Here is a 21,282-nt window from a genome sequence, read left to right as displayed (position 1 = left end):
CGACCTCGCTAACCGAGCTTGCGCTTCAAGATGACGCCGTTGTGCGTATAACCCATCCGCTCGAGGGCATCGAGCGCAGCTGCGGCCTCGGCTTCCTTCTTGGAGGAGCCGCTCCCCCGCCCGCGACGGATGCCGTCCACGATGGCGACCGCGGTGAAGGTCGGCTCATGCGCGGGGCCGCTGCTGTCGACGAGCTTGTAGGCGGGCGCTTCCATCCGATCGCGCTGCACGCACTCCTGCAGGTAGGACTTGGGATTCGTGGGGTGCTCGGCGCGCTCGTCGGCCAGATGGGGCTTGAGCGTGCGCGTGATGAAGGCCTCGGCGACATCCCAGCCACCATCGAGATACAGCGCGCCGACGAGCGCCTCGTAGACGTTCTCGAGGGCGGAATGCATACCGCGCGCGCCGGTACCCATCTCGGAGGACCCGAAGATGATGCACTCATCGATGCCGAGCTCACGACCGACCTCGGATAAGGTCATGCCCGAGACGAGCGAGACCTTGAGGCGCGTGAGCTTGCCCTCGTCGAAGGAGGGATACGCCCGATACAGGGACAGCGCGACGACCGACCCCAGAATCGAATCGCCGAGAAACTCCAGGCGCTCATAGGAAGCGTCGACCGGCTGCCCCTCGACGGCCGAGGGATGGGTGATGGCGGAACGGAGCAGCACGCGGTCGCTGAACGTGTGACCGCAGATCTCCTCGATGCGGGCGAGCTTATCGGATACCGGCACGGCTTCAGCCCTCCAGCGCGGCATCGATCGCGTCGATGGCGTCGGCGACCGAGGCGATCGTGGTCAGACGCTCCTCGTCGAACTCGATATCGAACTCGTCCTCCATGGCGGTGACGAGCTGGAGACGGTCGAGCGAATCGGCGTCGAGGTCGTCGAAGGAGGTCTGCTCGGTGATGCTGTCGATGTCGACCCCGAGGATATCGGACGCCACGTCGGCGACTTTGGCGAAGATTTCCGTGCGCTCCATCGCGCGCTCCTTTCATGAAACCCGGCGCGACCCTGCGCCGGATACCCTGCGTCTGATTGTACCCGCATACCGCACGGCCGCAGGCGCCGGCGCGCTAGCGGACGATGTTATCCATGGAAGCGGCGAGCATCTCCACGAGATTGCCGCGTACCGCGCTGGCGGCGGCGAGGGTGCCGTTCTTGACGGCCTCGACGCTCGTGGCGCCGTGACCGATCACGACGACGCCGCGCAGGCCGAGCAGCACCGCACCGCCACGCGCATCGCCCGAAAGGCGGGCCTGGATGGACTTGAGGCCGCGCTTGACGAGCAGGCCGGCGATCTTGCCGGACGTCGAGGAGAGCAGCACGCGCTTGAGCTCGTGGAGCAGCAGCTTGGCCGCGCCCTCGGTCGCCTTGAGCGCGATGTTGCCCGAGAAGCCGTCGCAGACGACGACGTCGAAGTCTCCGGAGGTGAGATCGGTACCCTCGCAGTTGCCGACGAAGCCCTTGACGTTGTCGCGCATGAGCGGGAAGCACTCCTTGGTGAAGTGCGAGCCCTTGGTGTCCTCGGAGCCGTTGGACAGCAGGCCGACGCGCGGGTTGGCGATACCGCAGACCACGCGGGCGTACGTGCAGGCCATCTGCCCGAAGCGCACCATGTCGTCGGCATCGATATCGGGATTGGCACCCATGTCGGCCAAGACCGTGAAGCCGTCCGCACGATTGGGGATCTCGCTCACGATGCAGGGACGGATCGGGCGTTTCTCGCCCGCCTCGTTGAGGTACTTGAACGGCGTCACGTACGCGGTCGCCGCCGCCGTCATGGCACCGGTGGAGCCCGCGGAGAAGAAGCCGTCGGCCTCGCCCTTCTTGACGGCACGGCACGCGAGCACGATCGAGGACTTGCGCTTATGCATCACGGCCTGGATCGGATCGTCCTCCATCGTGATGACATCCGGTGCGACCAGCGCCTCGACGCGGTCGCGCTCGGCGGCGAAGGGCTCGACGATATCGGCGGGACCGACGGCGAGCACCTCCAGCTCCGCGTCGGCGGCAAGCGCGGCATCGATACCGTCGAGGACGACCTTGGGCTCCTCGTCACCGCCGACCACGTCGACGGCGATACGTACCTTCTTCACGGGAATACCCCCTTAACGACAAATGGCCGACTCTGCGAGCCGGCCATACGGTTCCATGTCTCTCACGCTGCCATAGACACATGCGCGATCGAAGAGGCAAGACACCGAGTTACTCGGTGACGATGACCTCGCGATCCTTGTAGTAGCCGCAGTTGGGGCAAACGTGATGCGGAAGCTTGACGGCACCGCAACGAGGGCAAACGGAGCGGGAGGGCGCATCGATCTTCATGTTGGCGGAACGACGGGTGTGAGTGGCTCCGCGGCCCTTCTTTTGCTTAGGTACTGGCATGATAACCTCTCTTTATGACTGTGTCCTGGCACGATTACGCGCAAGTAGCGATATTAGCATAGAACGCGCCCGTGTCCAGATGTTTACAATCTCCACACGCGCTGCAGGCGATCAGGCGTCGCCATCGTCCCCGAGCTTGAGGTTGCGCAGGGCGGCGAAGGGGTTGTCGTCGCCGTCGACCCACGCCTGCTCGGCGGCCTCGGCGCAACCGCAGGGTCCTTCGTTCAGATTCGCGCCGCACGTCGGGCACAGACCCGCGCAATCGGGGCGGCACAGCACGACGAACGGGGTGTCCATGACCATGGCGTCCCAGATGGCGCCGGATAGGTCGACCGTGTGCTCGGGCGTGACGAGCTCGAAGCCGTCCTCGTATTCCTCGGCGTCCTCGGGCTCCTCGAACAGGTAGTACTCCTCGATCTCGCCGGCGATATCGAAGTGCGCCGGCTCCAGGCACCGGTCGCAGGCCCCCTCGGCCGCCGCGCGGACAAGACCGGTCACCAGGATGCCGTCACCGGCATTGGTAAGCACCACGTCATAGCCCACGCCGTCGGCAAGCGAGAAGCTCTTCTCGCCGGTGGAATAGGTATCGATATCGACGCGACCGGTCAGGGAGAAGGAATCGCCGGGATTCTCCAAGCGATCGGTCAGGTCGATGACGACGGGCTGGATCCCCTCCATTACCAGGAGCCGTTCTGGGCGCTGGAACCCTCGTTGAGCTGCTGGCGGCAGCGCGCGACCGTGGACGTGAGCGACTTGAGGTTCTCCTCGAGATGGGTGAACACCTGCTCGGCGTAGTCCTCGGCGGCATAGCGGGTCTCGCGCTCGTACTGCTGCGCGCGCTCGCGGATATCGTCGGCCTGCTGCTGGGCCAGACGCACGATCTCCTGCTCGCCGGCAATGGTCAGCGCCTGCTGCTGCGCATCGGCGATGATGGAATCGGCCTGCGCCGTGGCGCTGGCCATAAGCTCGTCGCGCTCCTTGAGGATGCGGCGGGATTTTTGCCACTCCTCGGGATAGCTCATGCGAATCTCATCGAGGATGTTGTAGAACACCTCGGTCTCGATGACTTTGAACTGAGCGGATTTGCCGAAGGGAGGCTTGGCTTCGTCGATGATGCCCTCAAGCTCATCGACAAGGCTCTCGATCCTCTCGCCGGGAAAGTTGTCGCCAGCCATCAAGTCTCCTTCCGTTGGCTGCTGTCAACAGGTAATAGTACCACATGCGCGCAGATTGCCGGACAGGCGCGCACCTTTGTGTTCCTTACTTGAAGTGCTCACGCAGGGCCGCTTGGACGTTTTGGGGCACCAGCGAGCTCACGTCCCCGCCGAACGAGGCGATCTGCCGCACGACCGAGGAGGAGATGTAGCCGTACTGGGGCGCGCTCATAACGAAGATCGACTCGAGGTCGGAATCCAAACGATAGTTGAGGTCGGCCTGTTGGAGCTCGTATTCGAAATCCGTCATGGCGCGCAGGCCCTTGACCAACGCGCCGGCACCGACCTCGCGGGCGAAATCGACGAGCAGGCCGCGAAACGGCCGGACCTCGACGCCCTCGATGCCTGCGAGCGCCTCGCTGGCGAGCGCCACGCGCTCCTCGAGACTGAACGTGGGGCCGGAACCGTTCTTGCCGATGGAGGCGGCGACGGCGACGGTGACGCGCGGGAACAGGCGACGCGCACGCGTCACCACGTCGATATGGCCGAAGGTGATGGGGTCGAACGTACCGGGTACGAGCGCATGCTCGATGATTGCCTGCATGGGATCGCTTTCTGATCGAAACGGATGGGACTGCTAGTTCATGCGCAAAAGGTCGACGGCGATCGACCCGTAGCGTTTCTCGCGGACGACGGTGAAACCGTCGGGTCGGGCGCCCGCGTCCTCGGCGGCGTGCTCGACGATCGCGATGGCGTCGGGCGACAGCTGACCGGTCGCGGCAAGTGCGGAGAGCAGCGACTCGGCGGGCTCGGCTCCCAAGGCGTACGGGGCATCGATGAACACGACGTCGAACGGGCCGCCCGCAACGCGCCCGCGCTCGGCATGCGCTATCACGTCGCCGCAGGTCACGCGATAGCGGTCGCGCGCGCATCCCAGCTGCTCGAGGTTTTTGCGCACGAGTGCCGCCGCACCGCGGTCGATGTCGAAAAACGACGCGAAGGAGGCGCCGCGCGAGAGCATCTCGATGCCGAGCGCACCGGATCCGGCGAACGCGTCGAGCACGACCGCGCCCTCGATGCCCTCGTCGCGCGCCGATGCGACCATGGATGCCATGGCCTCGCGCACCCGATCGGTGGTCGGCCGCGTCACGGCGCGACCCGTGGGCTCGCCGATGCGGCGTCCTCGCCACATACCCGCAACGATCCTCATCCCCCACTGACCTCCTTGAAGATATCGCCGTAGCGCTCGATCACACGGTGGCGCAACGGCAGAGTCGCCGTCGCGTTCAGCGTGGGAGCATACCGCAAAAGTTCGACGGCATCCATATGCGCTGCCTCGATGAGGTCGGCGTCGGCATCCAGATCGACGAAACGCAGCGTGACCCCGCCGTGTTGGCGCAGGCCCAAGATCTCGCCCTCGTGACGGAGCCTGAGGTCCATCTCGGCCAAGGCGAACCCGTCGTCGGTCTTCTCGAGCGCTTCCAAGCGGTCCGTCGCGACGGTGCGCTTGGACCCACCCGCACCGCGGGAGATGACGAAGCACGTACCGGGCAGCGAACCGCGCCCCACGCGGCCGCGGAGCTGATGGAGCGTCGCCAGTCCGAATCGTTCGCCGTTCTCGATCAGCATGACGGTCGCATCGGGCACGTCCACGCCGACCTCGACGACGGTCGTCGAGACGAGGATGTCGATCGAGCCCGTGCGGAACCCGTCGATCACACGATCCTTCTCCGCCGCGGAAAGCCTGCCGTGAAGGGCCGCGACGGTCGCCTCGGGAAAGATGCGGGCGATGCGCTCGACCTCGGTCTCGACGGCATGGAGCTCCGGCAGCGCACGGGCGCGTCCCTGCTCGTCATCCTCGGTACCGACGACGTCCTCGAGCTCGTCGGGATCGTCCTGCTCGCTGACGAGCGGGCAGATCACATAGGCTCGCTGTCCTGCCGCCACGGCATCGCGGATCGCGCCGTAGGCGATGTCGTGGTTCGCCTCGTCGAGCACGCGCGTGCTGATCCCCGCCCCTTCGACGGGACGGTGCCGGATGATACTCGTCTCGAGGTCTCCGTAGACGGACAACGCGAGGGTGCGGGGAATGGGCGTGGCGCTCATCACGAGCAGGTCGGCCCCGGGGCCTTTGGCGCGCAACGCGTTGCGCTGCCCCACGCCGAAGCGGTGCTGCTCGTCGATCACCACGAACGACAGGCGGCGGAACGTCACATCGTCGGAAAGGACCGCATGGGTGCCGAACAACACGTCGATGGCACCGGATGCGACGTCCTCGACGATGCCCGCGCGCTCGGAGGCGGGCGTGGAACCGGTGAGCAGCGCGGCGCGGATTCCCGCCTCGGCGAGCAGGGGGATGCATTTGACCGCGTACTGCTGTGCGAGCACGCCGGTGGGCGCCATGACGCACGCCTGCGTCCCCGTGTCGGCGACGGCGGCGAGCGCGACCAAGGCGACCGCGGTCTTGCCCGTACCCACATCGCCGAGCAGCAAGCGGTTCATCACCCGCTCGCCGCATGCGAGATCGCCCAAGATATCGTCGACGGCATGGGCCTGCTCGTCGGTGAGGGCGAAGGGCAGCGCCGCGCGCATCGCCTCGACATGGGGACCGACCACGTGGGCGATGGGCGCCACGTCGAGCAGATTGGCGTCGTTGCGCAGGCGCAGCGCGAGCTGCAACAGCAGCGTCTCATCGTAGGCCAAACGCCGACGCGCGAAGTCGCGCTCCCCCATCGTAGAGGGGAAATGGATCGCGCGAAGCGAGCGAGCGAAGCTCATGAGACCGCGACGGACGCGAAGGCGCGCCGGCAGCGGATCGGGAACGGACGCCACCGTCTCGAGCGCACCCGAGACGATACGGCGCATCCACGCCTGGCTGATACCCTCGCCCACCGGATGCACCGGCAGGATCGAGCCGGTGGCGGCACCTCGGTCGAGCTTCTCGAAATGCGGCGAGCTCATCTGCTTGAACCCGTAGGCGAACTCCACGGTCCCCATGACCGCCAATCGATCCCCGACGGCCAGATCGCGCGAGATCCACGGCTGCTTGAAGAAGGCGACCTGCATGACGCCCGTCGAATCGACGAGGCTCACCTCGGTCACGACCATACGGGGACGCGGGCGCTTCTCGCGCACGCGGTCAACGGTCGCCACGATCGTGCAGACGCTCCCGAGCGGGGCGGCCTCGATCGTGTAGGCATGGCTGAAATCAAGGTACCGGCGCGGGATATGGCAGAGGAGGTCCTCCACGGTCTCGATACCGAGACGTCGGAGGGCCTCCTCGCGGGCACCCGAAACGTATTTGAGTCGAGCGATATCCTGGGCGAGCAGCGACATCCTCGCCAGACGCGAGGATACCCGCGGCGCGGTGATGTTGCACGCTGCGGGCACGACGCTACTCGATGGAGAAGATCACCGGGTACAGGGGCTGCTCGCCGCGGTGCGAATCGATCTCGAGGTCGGGCTGGGCCTCCTCGATCGCGGCGATGAGGTCCTCGAAGGCCTCGTCGTCCATGTCGGAGCCGGCCAGGATGGTGAGCGTATCGCCCTCCTCCTCATCCTGCATGCGGTTGATGCAGTCGAGCGTGACCTGCTTGACGTCGCTGCCGACGACGTCGATGGAACCGGAGATGATGCCCATCACGTCGCCCGCGTGGATGGGGCTGCCATCCGCGGCGGAGCTGTCGCGCACCGCGGTCGTGACCTCGCCGTCGCGGACTTCCGCGGCCGCCTCGGCCATGGCCTCGGCGACCTCATCGGCAGGCGTCTCGGGCATGACGGCGAACAGGGCGGAAAACGCCTGCGGGACCGTCTTGGTGGGAACGACGAGGACCTGCTTGTCGGTGCAGGCCGAAGCGGCGGCCTCGGCGGCCATGCGGATGTTGCCGTTGTTGGGCAAGATGATGACGGCCTCGGCGTTCACCTGCTCGACGGCGGCGAGCAGGTCGGCCGTCGAGGGGTTCATGGTCTGACCGCCGGACACGATCACGTCGACGCCCATGGAGGTGAGGATCTCGCCCTCGCCCGAACCGGCGGCCACCGCGACGAAGCCGAGAGGCTTGGCGGGCTCGGCCGCCGCCTCCTGGTCGGCGTGGATCTTGGCGGTGCGCTCATGGGACTCCATGTCCATGTTGTGGATGAACACCTCATAGACCTGGCCGAACTGGAGCATGTGCTCGAGCACGAGGTTGGGGGTGTTGGAGTGGACGTGGATCTTGTAGTCCGGATAGGCGCCGACGAGCAGCTCGCAGTCGCCCATCGAGGCGAGGAACTTCAGGCATTCGTCCTCATCGAAGCGCTTCTCGGCCTTGAAGAGGAACTCGTTGCAGTACCTGAACTCGGAACCCTCCCAGTCGTCGTTCGCCTCGATCTCGACGCGACCGAGCGCGCCCTCGCGCGCGGAGGAGGCGTCGAAGGTGGTGGCGATGTCCTCGACCTGCGAGGTACGACCGAGCGCCGCGGCGACGAAGTTCTCGAGGAAGATCGCGAAACCGAAGGCGCCGGAGTCCACCACACCGTTCTCCTTGAGCACGGGGAGCAGGTCCGGAGTACGCGCCACCGACTGGTAGGCCTCCACGACGATGGCGTCGAGGGTCTCGTCGAGGGCGAGCTTCTTCTTCTCGCACTCGTCTGCCTTGGTGGAGATATCGCGCAAGACGGTGAGGATCGTGCCCTCGACGGGCTTGCGGACGGCCTGGAACGCGACCTTCACGGAGCGGCGCAGGGCGGCGGCCACGTCGGCGCTCGTCGTGGGCGAGGAGGCGCCGATAAGGCCCTCGGCGGCGCCGCGCAGGATCTGCGAGGTGATGACGCCGGAGTTGCCGCGGGCGCCCATGAGCGAGCCGTGCGTGATGGCGCCGGCGATGGCCTCCATGTCGGCGTCGGCGGACAGCGAGGTGAGCTCCTTGACCACCGAGGCGAGCGTGAGCGACATGTTCGTGCCGGTGTCTCCGTCGGGGACGGGGAACACGTTGAGCTTGTTGATGTCCTCCGCCTTGTCGGCAACTGCCTTAGCCGCGATCGGGAAGCACGTGCGGATGGTTTTCGCGATCATCTTCTCTTAACTCCAAAACTCGATACGGTGCCTAGCCGCGCGACTTGAGCGCGTCGATGTGGATGGCGATCTTGAGATGCGAGGGATCGATCTGCGCGATCTCGGCGAGTGCGAACGACACCGCGCTCGCGAGGTTCTCGCAGACGGACTTCATGTTGACACCGCTCTCGATCACGATATGGAGGTCGAGCTTGAGTCCGTCCTCGGTGGAGGATACGAGAACGCCCTTGCGCAGACGCTGGCCGGGAAGCAGACGCACGGACTCGACGCCCTGCTGCTGCTCGGCCATACCGACCACGCCGTAACACGAAAGCGCAGCATACCCGGCGATATCGGCGATGACGTCGTTGGAGACGCTCAGGCTGCCGGTGATGATCTCAGACACGATGGTCTCCTTCCTAGATGCGCGAGGCATCGTCCACGGGAGCAATCATTATCGTATTCTACATCGCCGGACGGGACGTGTCCTCATCATCTCGACGTTCCACATGTTGCAGGGGGCGGACGGTATCGCGCAGACATGCACGCGCCGATGGCCGCCGGCAAAACCCATCGCGATCATCGGATACGAATTCGCTCCATACGCGCGGAGCTCGGGTAGAATCATGAGTCAGATGCCCCCGTCGTAAAGGATGGTCACCATGGTAAAGAAGCTCATCCTCGTCCGCCACGGCAAAGCGCGCGGCACGGGCCCGGGCGAGTCGGATTTCGATCGCGAGCTCACCGATTCGGCCCGTTCCGTCCTCGCCTCGGTCGACGGCTTCATGCGCTCGTTCTATCTGCTGGACGCCCACAGCGCCTCGCATGCGACCATCTGGTCGAGCCCTGCCGTCCGCGCCCGTCAAACCGCCGACGAGGTCGATCGCACGCTCGGAGGCGACCACGACATCGTGCTCGTCGACAGCCTGTGGGAGCAGGATGAGGACACCTTCATCTCCCAGATCGCTGCGACCGATGCCGACTGCCTGATCGCGGTCGGTCACATCCCGTTCATGAACAACGTCATCAGCCGTATCAGCGGCGTCGACCTTGCGCTCAAACCCGGCGGCATCGCCTCGATCGATCTTGACGACAGCGGCGTCGCCGGCGCCCTCGAATGGTTCGTCCAAGGCCCCGTCGTCGACTAAATCCCGCACCTCGCGTACCCAAGGAGCAACCATGCCCGTCATCCGCGTTCACGCCTCCACCGCCATACCCCGCGAGGCGCAGCTCGCCCTCAAGCGCTCGTTCGGCGACGCCATAGCGACCGTCCCCGGCAAATCCGAGCAGTGGCTCATGTGCACCTTCGACGAACAGGCGCCGATGTTTTTCGCCGGCGATGATACGCAGCCCTGCGCGCTCGTCGAGGTGAGCGTCTTCGCACGTACCCAGATCGCAGCGGAGGTCTGGGAGGAGCTGACCGGCCTTCTCACCCCTGCCGTGAGCGAGGCGCTCGGCATCGATCCGGCACGGATATACGTCGAATACCGCACGACCGCCCATTTCGGCTGGAACGGCTCGAACTTCTAGCTCCGATGCCGCCCGTGGCAGAAAGCGTCGACCCATGGATCAGGACACCTCGTCGCCCATACGCGATGACAACTCATTCGAATATTCCTGGCACGTCCGCTACAGCGAGGTGGGTCATCGCGGCCTCATGACGCTGCCCGCGCTCGTCAACGCCTTCCAGGATTGCAGCACGTTCCAATCGGAGGCGCTCGGCGTCGGGATGGAATGGCTCAAACACGAGCAACGGGCCTGGTTCCTCACCCATTGGCAGATCGTCATCGATCGCTATCCCGCCCTGTGCGAGCACGTCGTGGTCGGCACGTTCGCGACATCGTTCAAGGGCGTGACCGGGCGACGGAACTTCTATCTCAAGGGAGCCGACGGTTCGCTGATCGCGCGAGCGGATTCCATATGGGCGTTCCTCGACCTTACGAACGGCCGACTCGCCAAACCCGACGAGCGCCATGTCACCCCCTACGGCTCGCATGAGCCGCTCGCCATGCCGCACGAGGGCCATCGGATCGACCTCCCCGATGCGCTCGAACAACGAGAGCCCCTCGTCGTCGGTCGCGGCCTCATCGACACCAACGAGCACGTCAACAACTGCCAGTACATCCAAATCGCGCTCGACCAGCTCCCCCGCGAGGTGCTGCCGAGCCGGGTGCGGGTGGACTACCGCCGAGCGGCGGTGCTGGGCGACGCCCTGTACCCCGCCGTGGGCAACCTCGATGGAAACACGGTCGTGGAGCTCGCCGATGAGACGGGCAGCCCCTATGCCGTGATCGAATTCCGCTGAGAAAGGCCGCCCCGCATGAGCGCCACGCGACTCGAGAACATCGTGTTCGACATGGGTAACGTCCTCATGACGTTCGACGGCCCCGCCTTCTCGCGCTGCTTCACCGATACGCCCCGGGATGCCGAGCTGCTGTACCGTGCCCTGTTCGGGCGCGCGGAGTGGGCCCTGCTCGATGCCGGCGCCATCGACCACGAGACGATGCGCCGCATCGCCGAGGCGCACCTGCCCGAACGGCTCCACCCGAACCTGCACGCCTGCCTGGAAGGCTGGCCCGAGCGATCCGAGCCGCTCGGCGAGGTGTGCGACCTCGTCGTTCGACTCAAACGACAGGGATATGGCCTCTATCTGCTCTCGAACGCCTCGACGCGCATCGACCTCCAGCTCGCGGGATGCCCGGTCTACCCCCTCATGGACGGTCGGATCGTCTCGGGATACGAGCGGATCATGAAACCCGACCCGGCCATCTACCGGCTGCTCTGCGCGCGCTACGGCCTTGAGCCGGCCAGCTGCCTGTTCGTGGACGACAATGCGGACAACTGCGCGGGCGCGAGGGTCGCAGGCATGGCGGCGTTCCACTTCACGGGCGACGCGCACGCCCTCGAACGTGCCATTTTCGGCTAGGCCGCATCGCCCACTTGGGCGGGCCTGACCTTCCGGTAGAGCGGATACACGGCGAACATGGCGAGCGATATCGCCACGAACGCCACATCAAGCGTATCCGACGCGTACCCGATGACCGAAAGCAGCGCCTTCACGAGCTGCACGATGACCAGCAGCACGAATGTGACGCCTCCGTAGCGCAGCAGCTCGCCCTTCTTGCCGGTGAACTCGCTTTCGCGATCGCCGATGATCTCATGCCAGTCAACCATGGTCGCCACCTCTCCCAAGACGTCGTACATCTTGTTCTTACCGCGTCCGGGGCAACACACGGTCATGGATGCGTCAGGATCGTGTAAGCATTCGAGCCGATGATCAAGGCAAGCGCTTGCCCACCCATTGCTCGATCATGTGGCGGGCGATCGACGCGCGTCCCGGCGATTCGATCTCGCCGGTCGCCACGGCACGGATCAGTTCCTCGCGCGTGAACCAACGTGCTGAGCCGACCTCATCCTCGTCGACGCGGATGTCGGTGTCGCAGGCGTGCGCCCGAAACGCGAGCATGATCGAGGCGGGAAACGGCCATGGCTGAGACCCGAGGTAGCGGACATCGTCCACCTCGATACCGACCTCCTCCTTCGCCTCGCGACGCACGGCATGCTCCAGGCTCTCCCCCGCCTCGACGAATCCCGCCGACACCGAATGGAACCGGGGCCGCCATGCGCGGTTGTGCTGAAGCAACAGGCGGTCGTCATCATCCACGATCGCGGTGATGACCGCCGGCTCTATGCGTGGGAAGAGCAGCCGCCCGGCGTCGTCGGGATTCGAGCAGGTCTGCGCCCAGCCCGACCAGATCGGCACCACCGGCGAGCCGCAGTACGGGCAAAAGCGCTGGCTGCGCTGCCACGTGGTGATGGCGATCGCGCTCGTGGCGAGCCCGGCGTCGCGCGCGGAGGCGCAGGGCGCAAAGGAGCGCAGCTCGAGCCAGTCGAACCAAGCCGGCTCCCCGTCGCCGAAGACGGCATCCGCCCCATCGGGCTCGTGATCGGCGCCGGCACGTCCCAGTTCGCTATCGGAACGGATACGCGTGATATCGAGTGCGAGATACGGGATGTCGGCAGTATCGCCATGCTCGCATCCAAGGTATACGACGAGCGCACCGGGACGTCGCGCGTCACGGCGGACGTCGGCGGCGGAGATCAGCGCCAAGTCGAGCTCGCCTGCGGGAGCACCCGCATCGGGACGGGGCGCCGCCGGATCATCGGCGCACGAGAGCGCCGCTGCCGCGGCGGTCGATGCCGCACCGCGCACCGCAACCGAGCCCTCGCGCACGAGCAGGACCTTGGTCGCCTCGTCATCGAGCAGACGGTCGATGAGGCCCTCGTCGGTCCTCGACGCCACATCGAAGTCGATCTCGCTTTGCGCCAGCGGAAGATCGCGCAACGGCTCCACGTGCCGCATCGCATCGCTCATGCCCGTGCCTCCTTATCGGACGTCGCGCCTTCCCGGGCGGTCACGCGGAACAGGGCGCTGCGGTCGCCTTGGCGCACCCGGTCGCGATAGCGCTTGACGATACCGATGCGCTCTCGCGTGCTCCGCGCGAGCGGATGGGGCAGGTCGTCGGGCTCAAACCAGCCGACGTCGGTGCTCTCCTCGTCGCCGACGTGCGCGTCGTCCGCATCCCCGACGAGTTTTGCGAGGTAGAGCAGCTCCAGATACTGCACCCGGTCGCCGTTATCGTAGGTGAGGATGCGATTATCGGCATGGACGTCCACCAGCGCGGTGGGCACGATGCGGACGCCGGCTTCCTCGAGCGCCTCGCGCACGATGGTGTCGGCGGGTTCCTCGCCCGGCTCGTTGATGCCCGAGATGAGGGCCCAGCACCCGGTGTCGGTGCGCCGACCGAGCAGGATACGGCCGCGGTCGTCCTCGATGAAAGCCGTCACCCCGACGAGCCATAGAAGCTCATGGCCGATATGCTCGCGAAGACGCACGATGAAATCAGGTGTCGGCATACGCTCCTCCTTTGCCGTTCCCACAGGCTCCATCCTACTCCACGGGCAAGGATGGGGCTATCATGATGGGTACCCTTTTGCGACGAGCCGAAGCTCGTCGCAGCCATCCCGTCCGAAAGAAGGCCCCATGCCTTTTCGTCATCCGATCGAACGTCGCCACCTGCTGTCCCTGATCGCCGCATCCACCGCATGCGCCGGCGCATGGCTTGCAGGTTGCAGCGAGACCTCCTCACCCGAACGTGCGGGCGCGGACGGCTCGTCCGACGAAGGTGCCCGTGCCGCCTCCTTCCGCAACACCGACCTGGGATGCGACCTTGGAGCGGCGCAGCCGATCGAGCTCGATGCGGCGCGCAACTTCACGCTCGATCGCCTCGAGGATGGCGAGGTTCTGATCTGCACCGCAGGTGACGAGCGCTTCCTCGTCGTCGACGCGCCGTGGTCGGCACCGGACGGACTGGCTGAGGATATCGCGCTCATCAGGCGGCCCCTGACGAGCGTCTACCTGGTTTCGACGGGCATGATCTGCCTGCTCGACGAGATCGATGCGCTGGATTCGGTTTCCGTCTGCTCGGTCACCGCCGACGACTCCCCCAACGAGCGCCTTGCCGAGAAGATCCGCGCGGGCAAGATCGCCTACGGCGGAAAGTACCGCTCCCCCGACTTCGAGCTCATTGCCGAGGCGGGTTGCACGCTCGCCATCGAGAACACCAAGATCAACCATGCACCCGATGCCAAACGCAAGCTGCAAGACTTGGACGTGGCGGTGCTGACCGAGCAATCGAGTAGCGAACCCGAGGTTTTGGGAAGACTCGAATGGATCAAGCTGATGGGTGTGCTGTTCGATCGCGAGGATGCCGCACAGGCGGCATATGGGGATATCGCCGAGCGGGTGCGCGGAATCGCCTCGCTCGAGCCGACCGGCAAAACGGTCGCCTTCTTCTACATCAACGAGGACGGCGCCGCCGTCACGCGCCGCTCGACGGACTATTTCTCGCAGATGATCGATATGGCGGGCGGCACCTTCGTCGCATTCGACCCCGACGACGAGGAGGACGGCTCCTCGTCGGTCCAATCCGTCATCGATCTCGAGACGTTCTACGCGACGGCCAAGGATGCCGACGTCATCATCTACAACACGACGGTCGACACCGCGGTGACCGACATCGACGACATCCTGGATAAGAACCCGTTGCTTGCAGATATGGCCGCCGTGCGCTCCGGTGAGGTCTACGCCTGCGACGAGAACATGTATCAGGCGATGAACGCGACCGACGAGATCCTGGAGGATATCAGGTCCGCGCTCGAGGAATCCCTGCCCGCAAACGGTTACCTCTGGAAGCTCGCATGACCGCACGCGGCTCCACGGACATACGCCGCATGCGGCTCGCCGGTGCGCACATCGCGCTCGCCATCGCGCTGATCGCGCTGTTCGTGGCGAGCCTCTGCGCGGGAAGCGCCGACCTATCCCCGGCGGAAAGCCTGGGGCTCGTGCTCGCCGGCCCTGCGGACTCGACGGCAAGCCGCATCATCTGGGAGATCCGCCTCCCGCGCGCCATCATGTCCCTGGTGCTCGGCGGGGGCTTGTCGCTGTCGGGCTTTCTGCTGCAGACGTTTTTCGCCAACCCGATCGCCGACCCCTTCGTGCTCGGCATCTCCTCCGGAGCGCGCTGCGCGATCGCCGTGCTCATGATCGCCGTGCTCGGAAGCGGACAGATCCTCACGCCGGCGATGTCGATCGCCGGCGCGCTTGTCGGATCGCTGGCGACGATGGGCCTCGTGCTCCTGATCGCCCGGCGCGTCAGGACGCAGAGCATGCTCATCGTCGCCGGCGTGATGGTGGGCTACATCTGCTCGGCCGTCACGAACTTCCTCATCGCCTTCGCCGACGACCAGAGCATCGTCAACCTGCAGAGCTGGTCTCAGGGCAGCTTCTCCGGGTCGCGCTGGAGCGAGGTGGCCGCCGCGGTCGTTATCGTCGTCGCCGCGACGGCCGTCGTGATCGCGCTGTCCAAACCCCTCGGCGCCTATCAGCTCGGCGAAACGTATGCGAAAAGCCTCGGCGTGCACGTGATGGGCCTTCGCATGCTCATCGTCCTTATCTCGAGCCTGCTGTCGGCGTGCGTCGTGGCGTTCGCCGGCCCCATCTCGTTCGTGGGCATCGCCGCGCCGCACATCGCCAAGATCGCCATCGGGTCGTCGCGCCCGCTCGCAGTCACGCCGCTGTGTTTTCTCACGGGCGCGGTCTTCTGCTGCGGCTGCGACCTCGTGGCGCGCATGCTGTTCTCCCCCGTCGAGCTGTCGGTCAGCGCCGTGACCGCCGTGTTCGGCGCGCCCATCGTGATCGCGCTCATGCTGCGTACGAGGACGTTTAGATGAGCGCCCGCGATACGGATATGCTCGCGCTCGTCGCGCACGGGCTGGCGGTCGGACACGGCGCGCATCCGCTCATACGCGGTATCGACCTCGCCGTGCACCCCGGCCAGGTCGTCGCGCTCATCGGCCCGAACGGCTCGGGAAAGACGACCCTGCTCAAGACGCTTGCCGGCCATCTGGCACCGCTCGCAGGCGATATCTCGGTCTTCGGGCAGGCGCTTCGCGACGTGGACGGCACCGCCCGTGCGCGCACGATCGCGTGCCTGTTCACCGAACGCCCCCGCACCGAGCTCATGACCTGCCAGGATATCGTCGAGGCGGGACGATATCCCTATACCGGCAGTCTGGGCATACTCGACGCGAAGGACCGCGAGGCGGTGCGCGCCGCGCTGACCGAAGCGGGCATCTGGGACATTCGCGACCGCGATTTCGCGCATATGAGCGACGGCCAGCGCCAGCGAACCCTGCTCGCCCGCGCGCTCGTGCAGATGCCGCGTCTGCTGCTACTCGACGAGCCGACATCGTATCTGGACATCCATGCGCAGATCGAGATGCTCGCGCTGCTGCGACGCCATGCACGGGAGCGGAACATGGCGATCGTCGCGTCGCTGCACGAGATCGAGCTCGCCCAGAAGGCGGCCGACCACGTCGTCTGCATCCGCGACGGCCACGTGATCCGCCAGGGTACGCCCGATCGGGTCATGACCGCCCAGGCGATCGAGGACCTTTACGGCCTCGATGCCGGATCGTTCGAGCCCGCCTTCGGCAGCGTCGAGCTTCCCGCACCGACCGGCGCCGCCCGCGTATTCGTCCTCGCAGGAGCGGGTACGGGGGCGCCGTGCTTCCGCGCGCTCCAGCGCGCCGGGATCCCCTTCGCGACCGGCGTGCTCTACGAGCACGATATCGACTGCGTGCTCGCACGGCACCTTGCCGGCACCGTGATCGCGCAATACGCCTACGAGCCGATCGATGAGGAGCTGGTCGCGCAGGCATGCCGGACCATATCCGCATGCGGAACGCTCATCTGTTGCATCGACGGGGGAAACGAGGACGCCACCGCCCGTGTGCTCATCGACCACGCCGTACGGTCCGGTGTCGCCGTGTTCCGCTCGGTCGATGCGTATCTCGGCACCCTCGATCGCGGATAGCGATCAGCGGCCGGCCGCGGCGGCGACGAACGCCTTCCACAGATTGAAATCGGTCGGCATCGTGCGCCAGGTGTACTCGGGATGCCATTGGACCCCGAGGCAAAAACGCTCGGAGGGAACCTCGATCGCCTCGGGTACGCCGTCGGTCGCGCGCGCGACGAGCTCCACGCCCTCGCCCAGGCGATCCACGCAGCAATGATGGCTCGAGTTGGCCTGGATCGACGTGAAGCCGCCGAGGGCGCGCTCCAGCAGGGAACCCGCACGGACCTCGACGGGATGCGCGGGGTCACTCAGGATGGGGCGGTGCCGCCACAGCGCCATGCCGTCGATCGGCTCGAAACTCGGCACGTCCATGCACAGGGTGCCGCCGAGGGCGACGTTGAGCACCTGGGCGCCACGGCAGGTGGCGAACAGGGGCTTATGGGCCGTCAGGGCCATCTTGATGAGCCGCACCTCGAAGGCGTCGCGCTCAGGGCACAGCAGCGCGGGATCGTACGGCTCGGCATCGCCCCACAGCGCGGGGTCCACGTCCTGTCCGCCCGGCAGCGCGATGCCGTCGGCCATGGCGACCATCGAGGCGAGCACCTCGTCGTCTTCGGTGAGCGGCATGACGAGCGGCAGGCCGCCGGCGGCAAGTATCGCGTCGAGGAAGACGGTCGCCGCGGTTTCCTCCGGCGCGAGCGCCTCGGGCATCTTGAGGCAGGGCTGGCAATGCTCCAAGCGCGGCGACACCAAAATGAGCGGGCGGGCGCCCGCTGCCGTATCCGTGGGTGTGACGTCGATTCCGTCCATACTGTTCAAACTCCTCATCGTCGTGCGAATACCGCGTATCGCGACGTGCGCGTCGCCCCTCAGTGACCCTTGATGGAATCGAGGAAGTCGCGGGCGCGCTGCGTCTTGGGATGATCGAAGAACTCGTCGGGCGAGCCCTCCTCGACGATCTGGCCATCCGCCATGAACACGACGCGGTCGGCCACGCGACGGGCGAAATTCATCTCGTGCGTGATGACGACCATCGTCATGCCTCCGCGGGCGAGCTCGACCATGACATCGAGCACCTCGTTGATCATCTCGGGATCGAGCGCGCTCGTGGGCTCGTCGAACATCATCGCCTTGGGGTTCATCGCGAGCGACCGCGCGATGGCCACGCGCTGTTGCTGGCCGCCGGAAAGCTGCGCGGGGACCTTGTCGGCCTGCTCGGCGACACCGACGCGCGCGAGCAGCTCCATGGCGCGACGCTCCGCCTCCTCGCGCTTCATGCCGAGCACGTCGATCGGGCCGAGGGTGACGTTCTCCAGAATCGTCTTGTGCGCGAACAGGTTGAAGCTCTGGAACACCATGCCGAGCTCGGCGCGCATGGCGGCAAGCTCGCGCCCCTCGCGCGGAAGCGGCTTGCCCTCGATGAGCACCTCGCCCGAATCGATGGTCTCGAGCCGGTTGATGGTCCGGCACATGGTGGACTTGCCCGACCCCGAAGGGCCGATGACCACGAGCACCTCGCCGCGCGAGACCTTGAGGTTGATGTCGCGCAGGACGTGCAGGTCGCCGTAATGCTTGTCGACGTGGCGAAGCTCGATGACGGGCATCTCGTCGGTGTGATCCAAAGACATGGTACCTTCCGTTCTGTTGGCCGGCCTAGCGGATGATCTTGACGCCCATACGCTCGGCGACGACGGCGGACAGCTTGTTGATGGCGTAGTTGAGCAGGATGTAGACGATCGCGATCGTGAAGTACATCGACACGAGGGCGTCGTAGTTCGTGATGAGCACGCGGGCGTTTTGCATGAGGTCGGGATAGCTCACCACGTAGGCGACGGTCGTGTCCTTGACCACCACGACGAGCTGTGAGATGAGCGAGGGGATCACGAACCGGATCGCCTGCGGCAGCACGATCTTGAACATGATGCGGCCCCGACGCATGCCGAGCGACATCGCCGCCTCGACCTGGCCTTTGGGGACGGCGTTCACGCCGGCGCGCATGACCTCGGCGAGCACGCCGGAGGCGGCGAGCATGACCGGCAGCGTGATCATCCAGAACGCCGAGAGCTTGATGCCGTACTGCGGAACCACGAGGAAGAAGAAGTAGATGAGCAGCAGGCTCGGCACGCCGCGGAAGAAATCGGTGACGATGCGGCAGAGCGCGGACAGCGGGCGGATGCCGCTCGTGCGACCGAGCATGAGCACCAGACCGAGCACGAGCGACATCGCGCCCGCGGTGAGCGCGACCGAAACCGTGCCGCGGAAACCCTGTAGCAGGTAGCGCCAGGTGGTCGGCTGCGCCAGAAACGTCCAGTAGCGCGGCGCGAGCTGCCCGGTGATGTAGAACTGACGGATGATGAGCGCGATGCCGATGGCGACGAGCACGAGCGAGACGGCGGTGCCGATGACCATGCGCCGCTTCGTGCGGGGGCCGGGGGCCTCGTAGAGGGCATCGCGGATGCTCAGGGGCTTCGCGTGCGCACTCATCGCAAGATCCTCACTTTCCTATCCAGGCGGTTGCCGATAAAGCCGATGGCGAGCGCCGTTCCCACGTAGCCGAGCGCCGCGATGAGGAAGGCAAGGATGCCGCCGGTGGACCGGGTGTTGATATAGGACACCACGCCGGTGAGCTCCTCGGGGCTCATGGGCACCTGGGAGCCGAGCGCGGTGGTGAGCATCACGGCGATCAGCAGGTTGGTCATGGGCAGCACGGCCGAGCGCAACGCCTGCGGGATCACGATCTGCGTGATGATCTGACGGAAGGTGAGACCCAGCGAGCGCGCGGCCTCGATCTGCCCGACGCCGATGGTGTTGATGCCGCTCATGAAGTTCTCGGAACCGAAGGCGGAACCCATGAGGATCGTCGTGACGATCACGCAGGTGGTGTAGTCGAGCACCACGCGAAGGTTGGGCAACGCGTACACGATGATCACGAGCAGCGCGACGCCGGGAATGTTGCGGAACACCTGGACGTACAGGTCGCCGACGATGCGCAGCGGCTTGAGCGGCGAGATGCGCATGACCGTGACGAGCACCGACAGCACCATCACGAACGCGAACGAGACGGCCGTCATCCACCAGGTGGTGAGCAGCGCCGTGAGGTAGTCCTGTCCGTAGATGGACAGAAGCTCGGTCAGTCCCAATGCAGCCTCCTTACCCTTACTCCCCCGCCGCGCGCACCTGGCCGCGGCGACCTAAAGACAGGGGCCGACGAAGCGTTTCGCCGGCCCCCGCATCCCGATTCGCATGCAATGCGCCTGCAGGCGCATGATGATGCGCTACGCGCCGATCGCGGGCGGCTCCGGAGCCTCTTCGATCTCGGCGCGGTCGCCGATGCAGACCTGCCACAGCTCGGACCAGGTGCCGTCCTCCTCGATCGTGGTGAGGAACTCGTTGACGAACGCGACGCCGTCGGAGTCGTGCGGAAGGCCGATGCCGTAGGGATCGACCGGGCCGAACTCCTCGCCGGCGAGACGGTACTTGCCGGGGTTGCGCGTCATGGCACCCATCTGCATCGTGGCGTCGATGACGTAGGCGTCGACGCGACCCTGCTCGAGCGCGGTGCGCGCCTCCTCGTCGGTGGTGAACTCCTGGACCTTCGCCTCGGGCGCGTACTCCTCGAGCACCGACGGACCGGTCGAGCCGGACTGGGCGGCGACGTTCTTGCCGGCGAGGTCGTCGACACCGTTGATGTCGGCGTTGTCGGCCATGACCAGGATACCCTGCTGGGTGGTGTAGTACGGACCGGCGAAGGAGATGATCTCCTTGCGCTCATCGGTGATCGAATAGGTGGCGAACACCGCGTCGACCTGGTCGTTGGTCAGCACTGACTCGCGCGTGTCCGACGTCACCTGCGTGAGCTCGTAGGCGTCCGGATCGCCCAGGATGTAGTTGGCGAGCATCTGGAACAGGCCGGCATCGAAGCCACGGACCTTGTTGTCCTTCTCGTTCATGAGGCAGAACAGCATGGAGGTCTGGACGCCGCCCACGCGCAGCGTGCCGGCCTCCTTGATCTTGGTCGCCCACTCGCTTGCCTCGATGGCGGCGGCATCGGCGACCGGGCCGGACGCGACAAGCTCGTCGTAGGCGGCGGCATCGATCTGCGCGCCCTCGGACTCCTCGTCGGTCGTGGAGCCGGCAGACGAGCCCTCCGGCGCGGGAGCCTCCTCATCGGAGCAGCCGGCCAGACCGAACGCGGCGACACCCGTCAGGGCGCCGAGACCGGCAAGCGCTTGACGACGGTTGAGAACGAGACGATTGCCCAAGGAGAGCTTAGACATAGATGATCCTTT

26 protein-coding genes are annotated in these 21,282 nt (G+C 66.0%); 7 read left to right on the top strand and 19 right to left on the bottom strand.

Going from position 1 to position 21,282, the window contains the following annotated elements:
- Positions 1 to 8: 8 nt before the first annotated feature.
- The 11 genes from rnc to I6E04_RS00275 form a co-directional block, all read right to left on the bottom strand.
- Complete coding sequence (gene rnc, locus I6E04_RS00325; RefSeq protein ID WP_235421079.1) at positions 9 to 734, bottom strand: ribonuclease III; 726 nt, start codon at positions 732 to 734, stop codon at positions 9 to 11.
- A gap of 4 nt (positions 735 to 738) precedes the next feature.
- Entirely contained in the window at positions 739 to 981 is a 243-nt protein-coding gene (locus I6E04_RS00320; protein ID WP_235421077.1) for an acyl carrier protein, read from the bottom strand.
- Between the two features lie 94 nt (positions 982 to 1,075).
- Positions 1,076 to 2,098, bottom strand: a complete 1,023-nt coding sequence (gene plsX, locus I6E04_RS00315) for a phosphate acyltransferase PlsX (protein ID WP_235421076.1) — start codon at positions 2,096 to 2,098, stop codon at positions 1,076 to 1,078.
- Positions 2,099 to 2,207: 109 nt separating this feature from the next.
- The gene (gene rpmF / locus I6E04_RS00310) at positions 2,208 to 2,387 is read right to left on the bottom strand and encodes a 50S ribosomal protein L32 (RefSeq protein ID WP_204560275.1); all 180 of its coding nucleotides are present in this window, start codon (positions 2,385 to 2,387) and stop codon (positions 2,208 to 2,210) included.
- 111 nt (positions 2,388 to 2,498) lie between these two features.
- Complete coding sequence (locus I6E04_RS00305) at positions 2,499 to 3,065, bottom strand: YceD family protein (protein ID WP_235421075.1); 567 nt, start codon at positions 3,063 to 3,065, stop codon at positions 2,499 to 2,501.
- Positions 3,065 to 3,562, bottom strand: a complete 498-nt coding sequence (locus I6E04_RS00300) for an ATPase (protein WP_235421074.1) — start codon at positions 3,560 to 3,562, stop codon at positions 3,065 to 3,067. Before I6E04_RS00300 ends, I6E04_RS00305 begins: the two co-directional genes overlap by 1 nt.
- An 85-nt stretch (positions 3,563 to 3,647) precedes the next feature.
- Positions 3,648 to 4,145 carry a pantetheine-phosphate adenylyltransferase gene (gene coaD / locus I6E04_RS00295; RefSeq protein ID WP_235421073.1) on the bottom strand — a complete coding sequence of 166 codons (498 nt, stop codon included), beginning with the start codon at positions 4,143 to 4,145 and terminating at the stop codon, positions 3,648 to 3,650.
- A gap of 33 nt (positions 4,146 to 4,178) precedes the next feature.
- A complete protein-coding gene (gene rsmD, locus I6E04_RS00290) occupies positions 4,179 to 4,751 on the bottom strand; it encodes a 16S rRNA (guanine(966)-N(2))-methyltransferase RsmD (protein ID WP_235421072.1) in 573 nt (190 codons plus the stop codon).
- Positions 4,748 to 6,931: an ATP-dependent DNA helicase RecG gene (gene recG / locus I6E04_RS00285; RefSeq protein ID WP_328225205.1), complete on the bottom strand. Its 2,184-nt coding sequence runs from the start codon at positions 6,929 to 6,931 to the stop codon at positions 4,748 to 4,750. Before recG ends, rsmD begins: the two co-directional genes overlap by 4 nt.
- A 4-nt stretch (positions 6,932 to 6,935) precedes the next feature.
- Positions 6,936 to 8,594, bottom strand: coding sequence for a DAK2 domain-containing protein (locus I6E04_RS00280; RefSeq protein WP_235421070.1), 1,659 nt, complete (start codon positions 8,592 to 8,594; stop codon positions 6,936 to 6,938).
- A gap of 31 nt (positions 8,595 to 8,625) precedes the next feature.
- Positions 8,626 to 8,979: an Asp23/Gls24 family envelope stress response protein gene (locus tag I6E04_RS00275; protein WP_235421068.1), complete on the bottom strand. Its 354-nt coding sequence runs from the start codon at positions 8,977 to 8,979 to the stop codon at positions 8,626 to 8,628.
- A 256-nt stretch (positions 8,980 to 9,235) separates the two neighbouring features.
- Between I6E04_RS00275 and I6E04_RS00270 the strand changes: the two genes are divergently transcribed.
- From I6E04_RS00270 to I6E04_RS00255, 4 genes are read left to right on the top strand one after another with little or no spacing between them, the layout of a single operon-like run.
- The gene (locus tag I6E04_RS00270; protein ID WP_235421064.1) at positions 9,236 to 9,721 is read left to right on the top strand and encodes a SixA phosphatase family protein; all 486 of its coding nucleotides are present in this window, start codon (positions 9,236 to 9,238) and stop codon (positions 9,719 to 9,721) included.
- Positions 9,722 to 9,752: 31 nt separating this feature from the next.
- Positions 9,753 to 10,103 (top strand): phenylpyruvate tautomerase MIF-related protein, encoded by a 351-nt coding sequence (locus I6E04_RS00265; RefSeq protein WP_235421063.1) that lies wholly within the window; start codon positions 9,753 to 9,755, stop codon positions 10,101 to 10,103.
- A 34-nt stretch (positions 10,104 to 10,137) separates the two neighbouring features.
- Positions 10,138 to 10,878, top strand: a complete 741-nt coding sequence (locus I6E04_RS00260) for an acyl-[acyl-carrier-protein] thioesterase (protein WP_235421062.1) — start codon at positions 10,138 to 10,140, stop codon at positions 10,876 to 10,878.
- A 15-nt stretch (positions 10,879 to 10,893) separates the two neighbouring features.
- Positions 10,894 to 11,499, top strand: a complete 606-nt coding sequence (locus I6E04_RS00255) for an HAD family hydrolase (RefSeq protein ID WP_235421061.1) — start codon at positions 10,894 to 10,896, stop codon at positions 11,497 to 11,499.
- Here I6E04_RS00255 and I6E04_RS00250 read toward each other — a convergent pair.
- The 3 genes from I6E04_RS00250 to I6E04_RS00240 form a co-directional block, all read right to left on the bottom strand.
- Entirely contained in the window at positions 11,496 to 11,747 is a 252-nt protein-coding gene (locus I6E04_RS00250; RefSeq protein WP_235421060.1) for a hypothetical protein, read from the bottom strand. The genes I6E04_RS00255 and I6E04_RS00250 overlap by 4 nt on opposite strands.
- A 103-nt stretch (positions 11,748 to 11,850) precedes the next feature.
- Positions 11,851 to 12,948 (bottom strand): NAD(+) diphosphatase, encoded by a 1,098-nt coding sequence (gene nudC / locus I6E04_RS00245; RefSeq protein WP_235421059.1) that lies wholly within the window; start codon positions 12,946 to 12,948, stop codon positions 11,851 to 11,853.
- Complete coding sequence (locus I6E04_RS00240) at positions 12,945 to 13,490, bottom strand: NUDIX hydrolase (RefSeq protein ID WP_235421058.1); 546 nt, start codon at positions 13,488 to 13,490, stop codon at positions 12,945 to 12,947. The genes nudC and I6E04_RS00240 overlap by 4 nt, the downstream gene beginning before the upstream one ends.
- A 127-nt stretch (positions 13,491 to 13,617) precedes the next feature.
- Between I6E04_RS00240 and I6E04_RS00235 the strand changes: the two genes are divergently transcribed.
- From I6E04_RS00235 to I6E04_RS00225, 3 genes are read left to right on the top strand one after another with little or no spacing between them, the layout of a single operon-like run.
- The gene (locus I6E04_RS00235; RefSeq protein WP_235421056.1) at positions 13,618 to 14,838 is read left to right on the top strand and encodes an ABC transporter substrate-binding protein; all 1,221 of its coding nucleotides are present in this window, start codon (positions 13,618 to 13,620) and stop codon (positions 14,836 to 14,838) included.
- On the top strand, positions 14,835 to 15,866 hold the full coding sequence (locus I6E04_RS00230) for a FecCD family ABC transporter permease (protein ID WP_235421055.1): 1,032 nt from the start codon (positions 14,835 to 14,837) through the stop codon (positions 15,864 to 15,866). The genes I6E04_RS00235 and I6E04_RS00230 overlap by 4 nt, the downstream gene beginning before the upstream one ends.
- A complete protein-coding gene (locus I6E04_RS00225) occupies positions 15,863 to 17,011 on the top strand; it encodes an ABC transporter ATP-binding protein (protein WP_235421053.1) in 1,149 nt (382 codons plus the stop codon). The genes I6E04_RS00230 and I6E04_RS00225 overlap by 4 nt, the downstream gene beginning before the upstream one ends.
- A gap of 3 nt (positions 17,012 to 17,014) precedes the next feature.
- Here the strand turns inward: I6E04_RS00225 and I6E04_RS00220 are convergent, their stop codons facing one another.
- The 5 genes from I6E04_RS00220 to I6E04_RS00200 form a co-directional block, all read right to left on the bottom strand.
- On the bottom strand, positions 17,015 to 17,803 hold the full coding sequence (locus I6E04_RS00220; RefSeq protein WP_235421051.1) for a gamma-glutamyl-gamma-aminobutyrate hydrolase family protein: 789 nt from the start codon (positions 17,801 to 17,803) through the stop codon (positions 17,015 to 17,017).
- Positions 17,804 to 17,862: 59 nt separating this feature from the next.
- Entirely contained in the window at positions 17,863 to 18,621 is a 759-nt protein-coding gene (locus tag I6E04_RS00215; RefSeq protein ID WP_328225200.1) for an amino acid ABC transporter ATP-binding protein, read from the bottom strand.
- 25 nt (positions 18,622 to 18,646) lie between these two features.
- Positions 18,647 to 19,477: an amino acid ABC transporter permease gene (locus tag I6E04_RS00210; RefSeq protein ID WP_235421050.1), complete on the bottom strand. Its 831-nt coding sequence runs from the start codon at positions 19,475 to 19,477 to the stop codon at positions 18,647 to 18,649.
- Positions 19,474 to 20,133 (bottom strand): amino acid ABC transporter permease, encoded by a 660-nt coding sequence (locus I6E04_RS00205; protein WP_235421049.1) that lies wholly within the window; start codon positions 20,131 to 20,133, stop codon positions 19,474 to 19,476. Before I6E04_RS00205 ends, I6E04_RS00210 begins: the two co-directional genes overlap by 4 nt.
- Before the next feature lie 135 nt (positions 20,134 to 20,268).
- Positions 20,269 to 21,270, bottom strand: coding sequence for a glutamate ABC transporter substrate-binding protein (locus I6E04_RS00200; RefSeq protein WP_235421048.1), 1,002 nt, complete (start codon positions 21,268 to 21,270; stop codon positions 20,269 to 20,271).
- Positions 21,271 to 21,282: the final 12 nt, after the last annotated feature.

Source organism: Collinsella tanakaei (assembly GCF_021531055.1).
Lineage (GTDB): Bacteria > Actinomycetota > Coriobacteriia > Coriobacteriales > Coriobacteriaceae > Collinsella > Collinsella tanakaei_B.
The sequence above is the reverse complement of the archived record's forward strand: the minus strand, read 5'-3'. Positions and strand labels throughout refer to the sequence as shown.

Bases quoted from the DNA above. Each gene is read 5' to 3' on its own strand.
- I6E04_RS00255 (WP_235421061.1), top strand. From the start codon at position 10,894: ATGAGCGCCACGCGACTCGAGAACATCGTGTTCGACATGGGTAACGTC.
- rsmD (WP_235421072.1), bottom strand. From the start codon at position 4,751: ATGAGGATCGTTGCGGGTATGTGGCGAGGACGCCGCATCGGCGAGCCC.
- I6E04_RS00220 (WP_235421051.1), bottom strand. From the start codon at position 17,803: ATGGACGGAATCGACGTCACACCCACGGATACGGCAGCGGGCGCCCGC.
- I6E04_RS00260 (WP_235421062.1), top strand. From the start codon at position 10,138: ATGGATCAGGACACCTCGTCGCCCATACGCGATGACAACTCATTCGAA.
- I6E04_RS00215 (WP_328225200.1), bottom strand. From the start codon at position 18,621: ATGTCTTTGGATCACACCGACGAGATGCCCGTCATCGAGCTTCGCCAC.
- I6E04_RS00250 (WP_235421060.1), bottom strand. From the start codon at position 11,747: ATGGTTGACTGGCATGAGATCATCGGCGATCGCGAAAGCGAGTTCACC.
- I6E04_RS00320 (WP_235421077.1), bottom strand. From the start codon at position 981: ATGGAGCGCACGGAAATCTTCGCCAAAGTCGCCGACGTGGCGTCCGAT.
- nudC (WP_235421059.1), bottom strand. From the start codon at position 12,948: ATGAGCGATGCGATGCGGCACGTGGAGCCGTTGCGCGATCTTCCGCTG.
- rpmF (WP_204560275.1), bottom strand. From the start codon at position 2,387: ATGCCAGTACCTAAGCAAAAGAAGGGCCGCGGAGCCACTCACACCCGT.
- I6E04_RS00265 (WP_235421063.1), top strand. From the start codon at position 9,753: ATGCCCGTCATCCGCGTTCACGCCTCCACCGCCATACCCCGCGAGGCG.
- I6E04_RS00300 (WP_235421074.1), bottom strand. From the start codon at position 3,562: ATGGCTGGCGACAACTTTCCCGGCGAGAGGATCGAGAGCCTTGTCGAT.
- I6E04_RS00240 (WP_235421058.1), bottom strand. From the start codon at position 13,490: ATGCCGACACCTGATTTCATCGTGCGTCTTCGCGAGCATATCGGCCAT.
- I6E04_RS00270 (WP_235421064.1), top strand. From the start codon at position 9,236: ATGGTAAAGAAGCTCATCCTCGTCCGCCACGGCAAAGCGCGCGGCACG.
- I6E04_RS00280 (WP_235421070.1), bottom strand. From the start codon at position 8,594: ATGATCGCGAAAACCATCCGCACGTGCTTCCCGATCGCGGCTAAGGCA.
- I6E04_RS00200 (WP_235421048.1), bottom strand. From the start codon at position 21,270: ATGTCTAAGCTCTCCTTGGGCAATCGTCTCGTTCTCAACCGTCGTCAA.
- I6E04_RS00305 (WP_235421075.1), bottom strand. From the start codon at position 3,065: ATGGAGGGGATCCAGCCCGTCGTCATCGACCTGACCGATCGCTTGGAG.
- I6E04_RS00210 (WP_235421050.1), bottom strand. From the start codon at position 19,477: ATGAGTGCGCACGCGAAGCCCCTGAGCATCCGCGATGCCCTCTACGAG.
- I6E04_RS00225 (WP_235421053.1), top strand. From the start codon at position 15,863: ATGAGCGCCCGCGATACGGATATGCTCGCGCTCGTCGCGCACGGGCTG.
- coaD (WP_235421073.1), bottom strand. From the start codon at position 4,145: ATGCAGGCAATCATCGAGCATGCGCTCGTACCCGGTACGTTCGACCCC.
- I6E04_RS00235 (WP_235421056.1), top strand. From the start codon at position 13,618: ATGCCTTTTCGTCATCCGATCGAACGTCGCCACCTGCTGTCCCTGATC.
- I6E04_RS00230 (WP_235421055.1), top strand. From the start codon at position 14,835: ATGACCGCACGCGGCTCCACGGACATACGCCGCATGCGGCTCGCCGGT.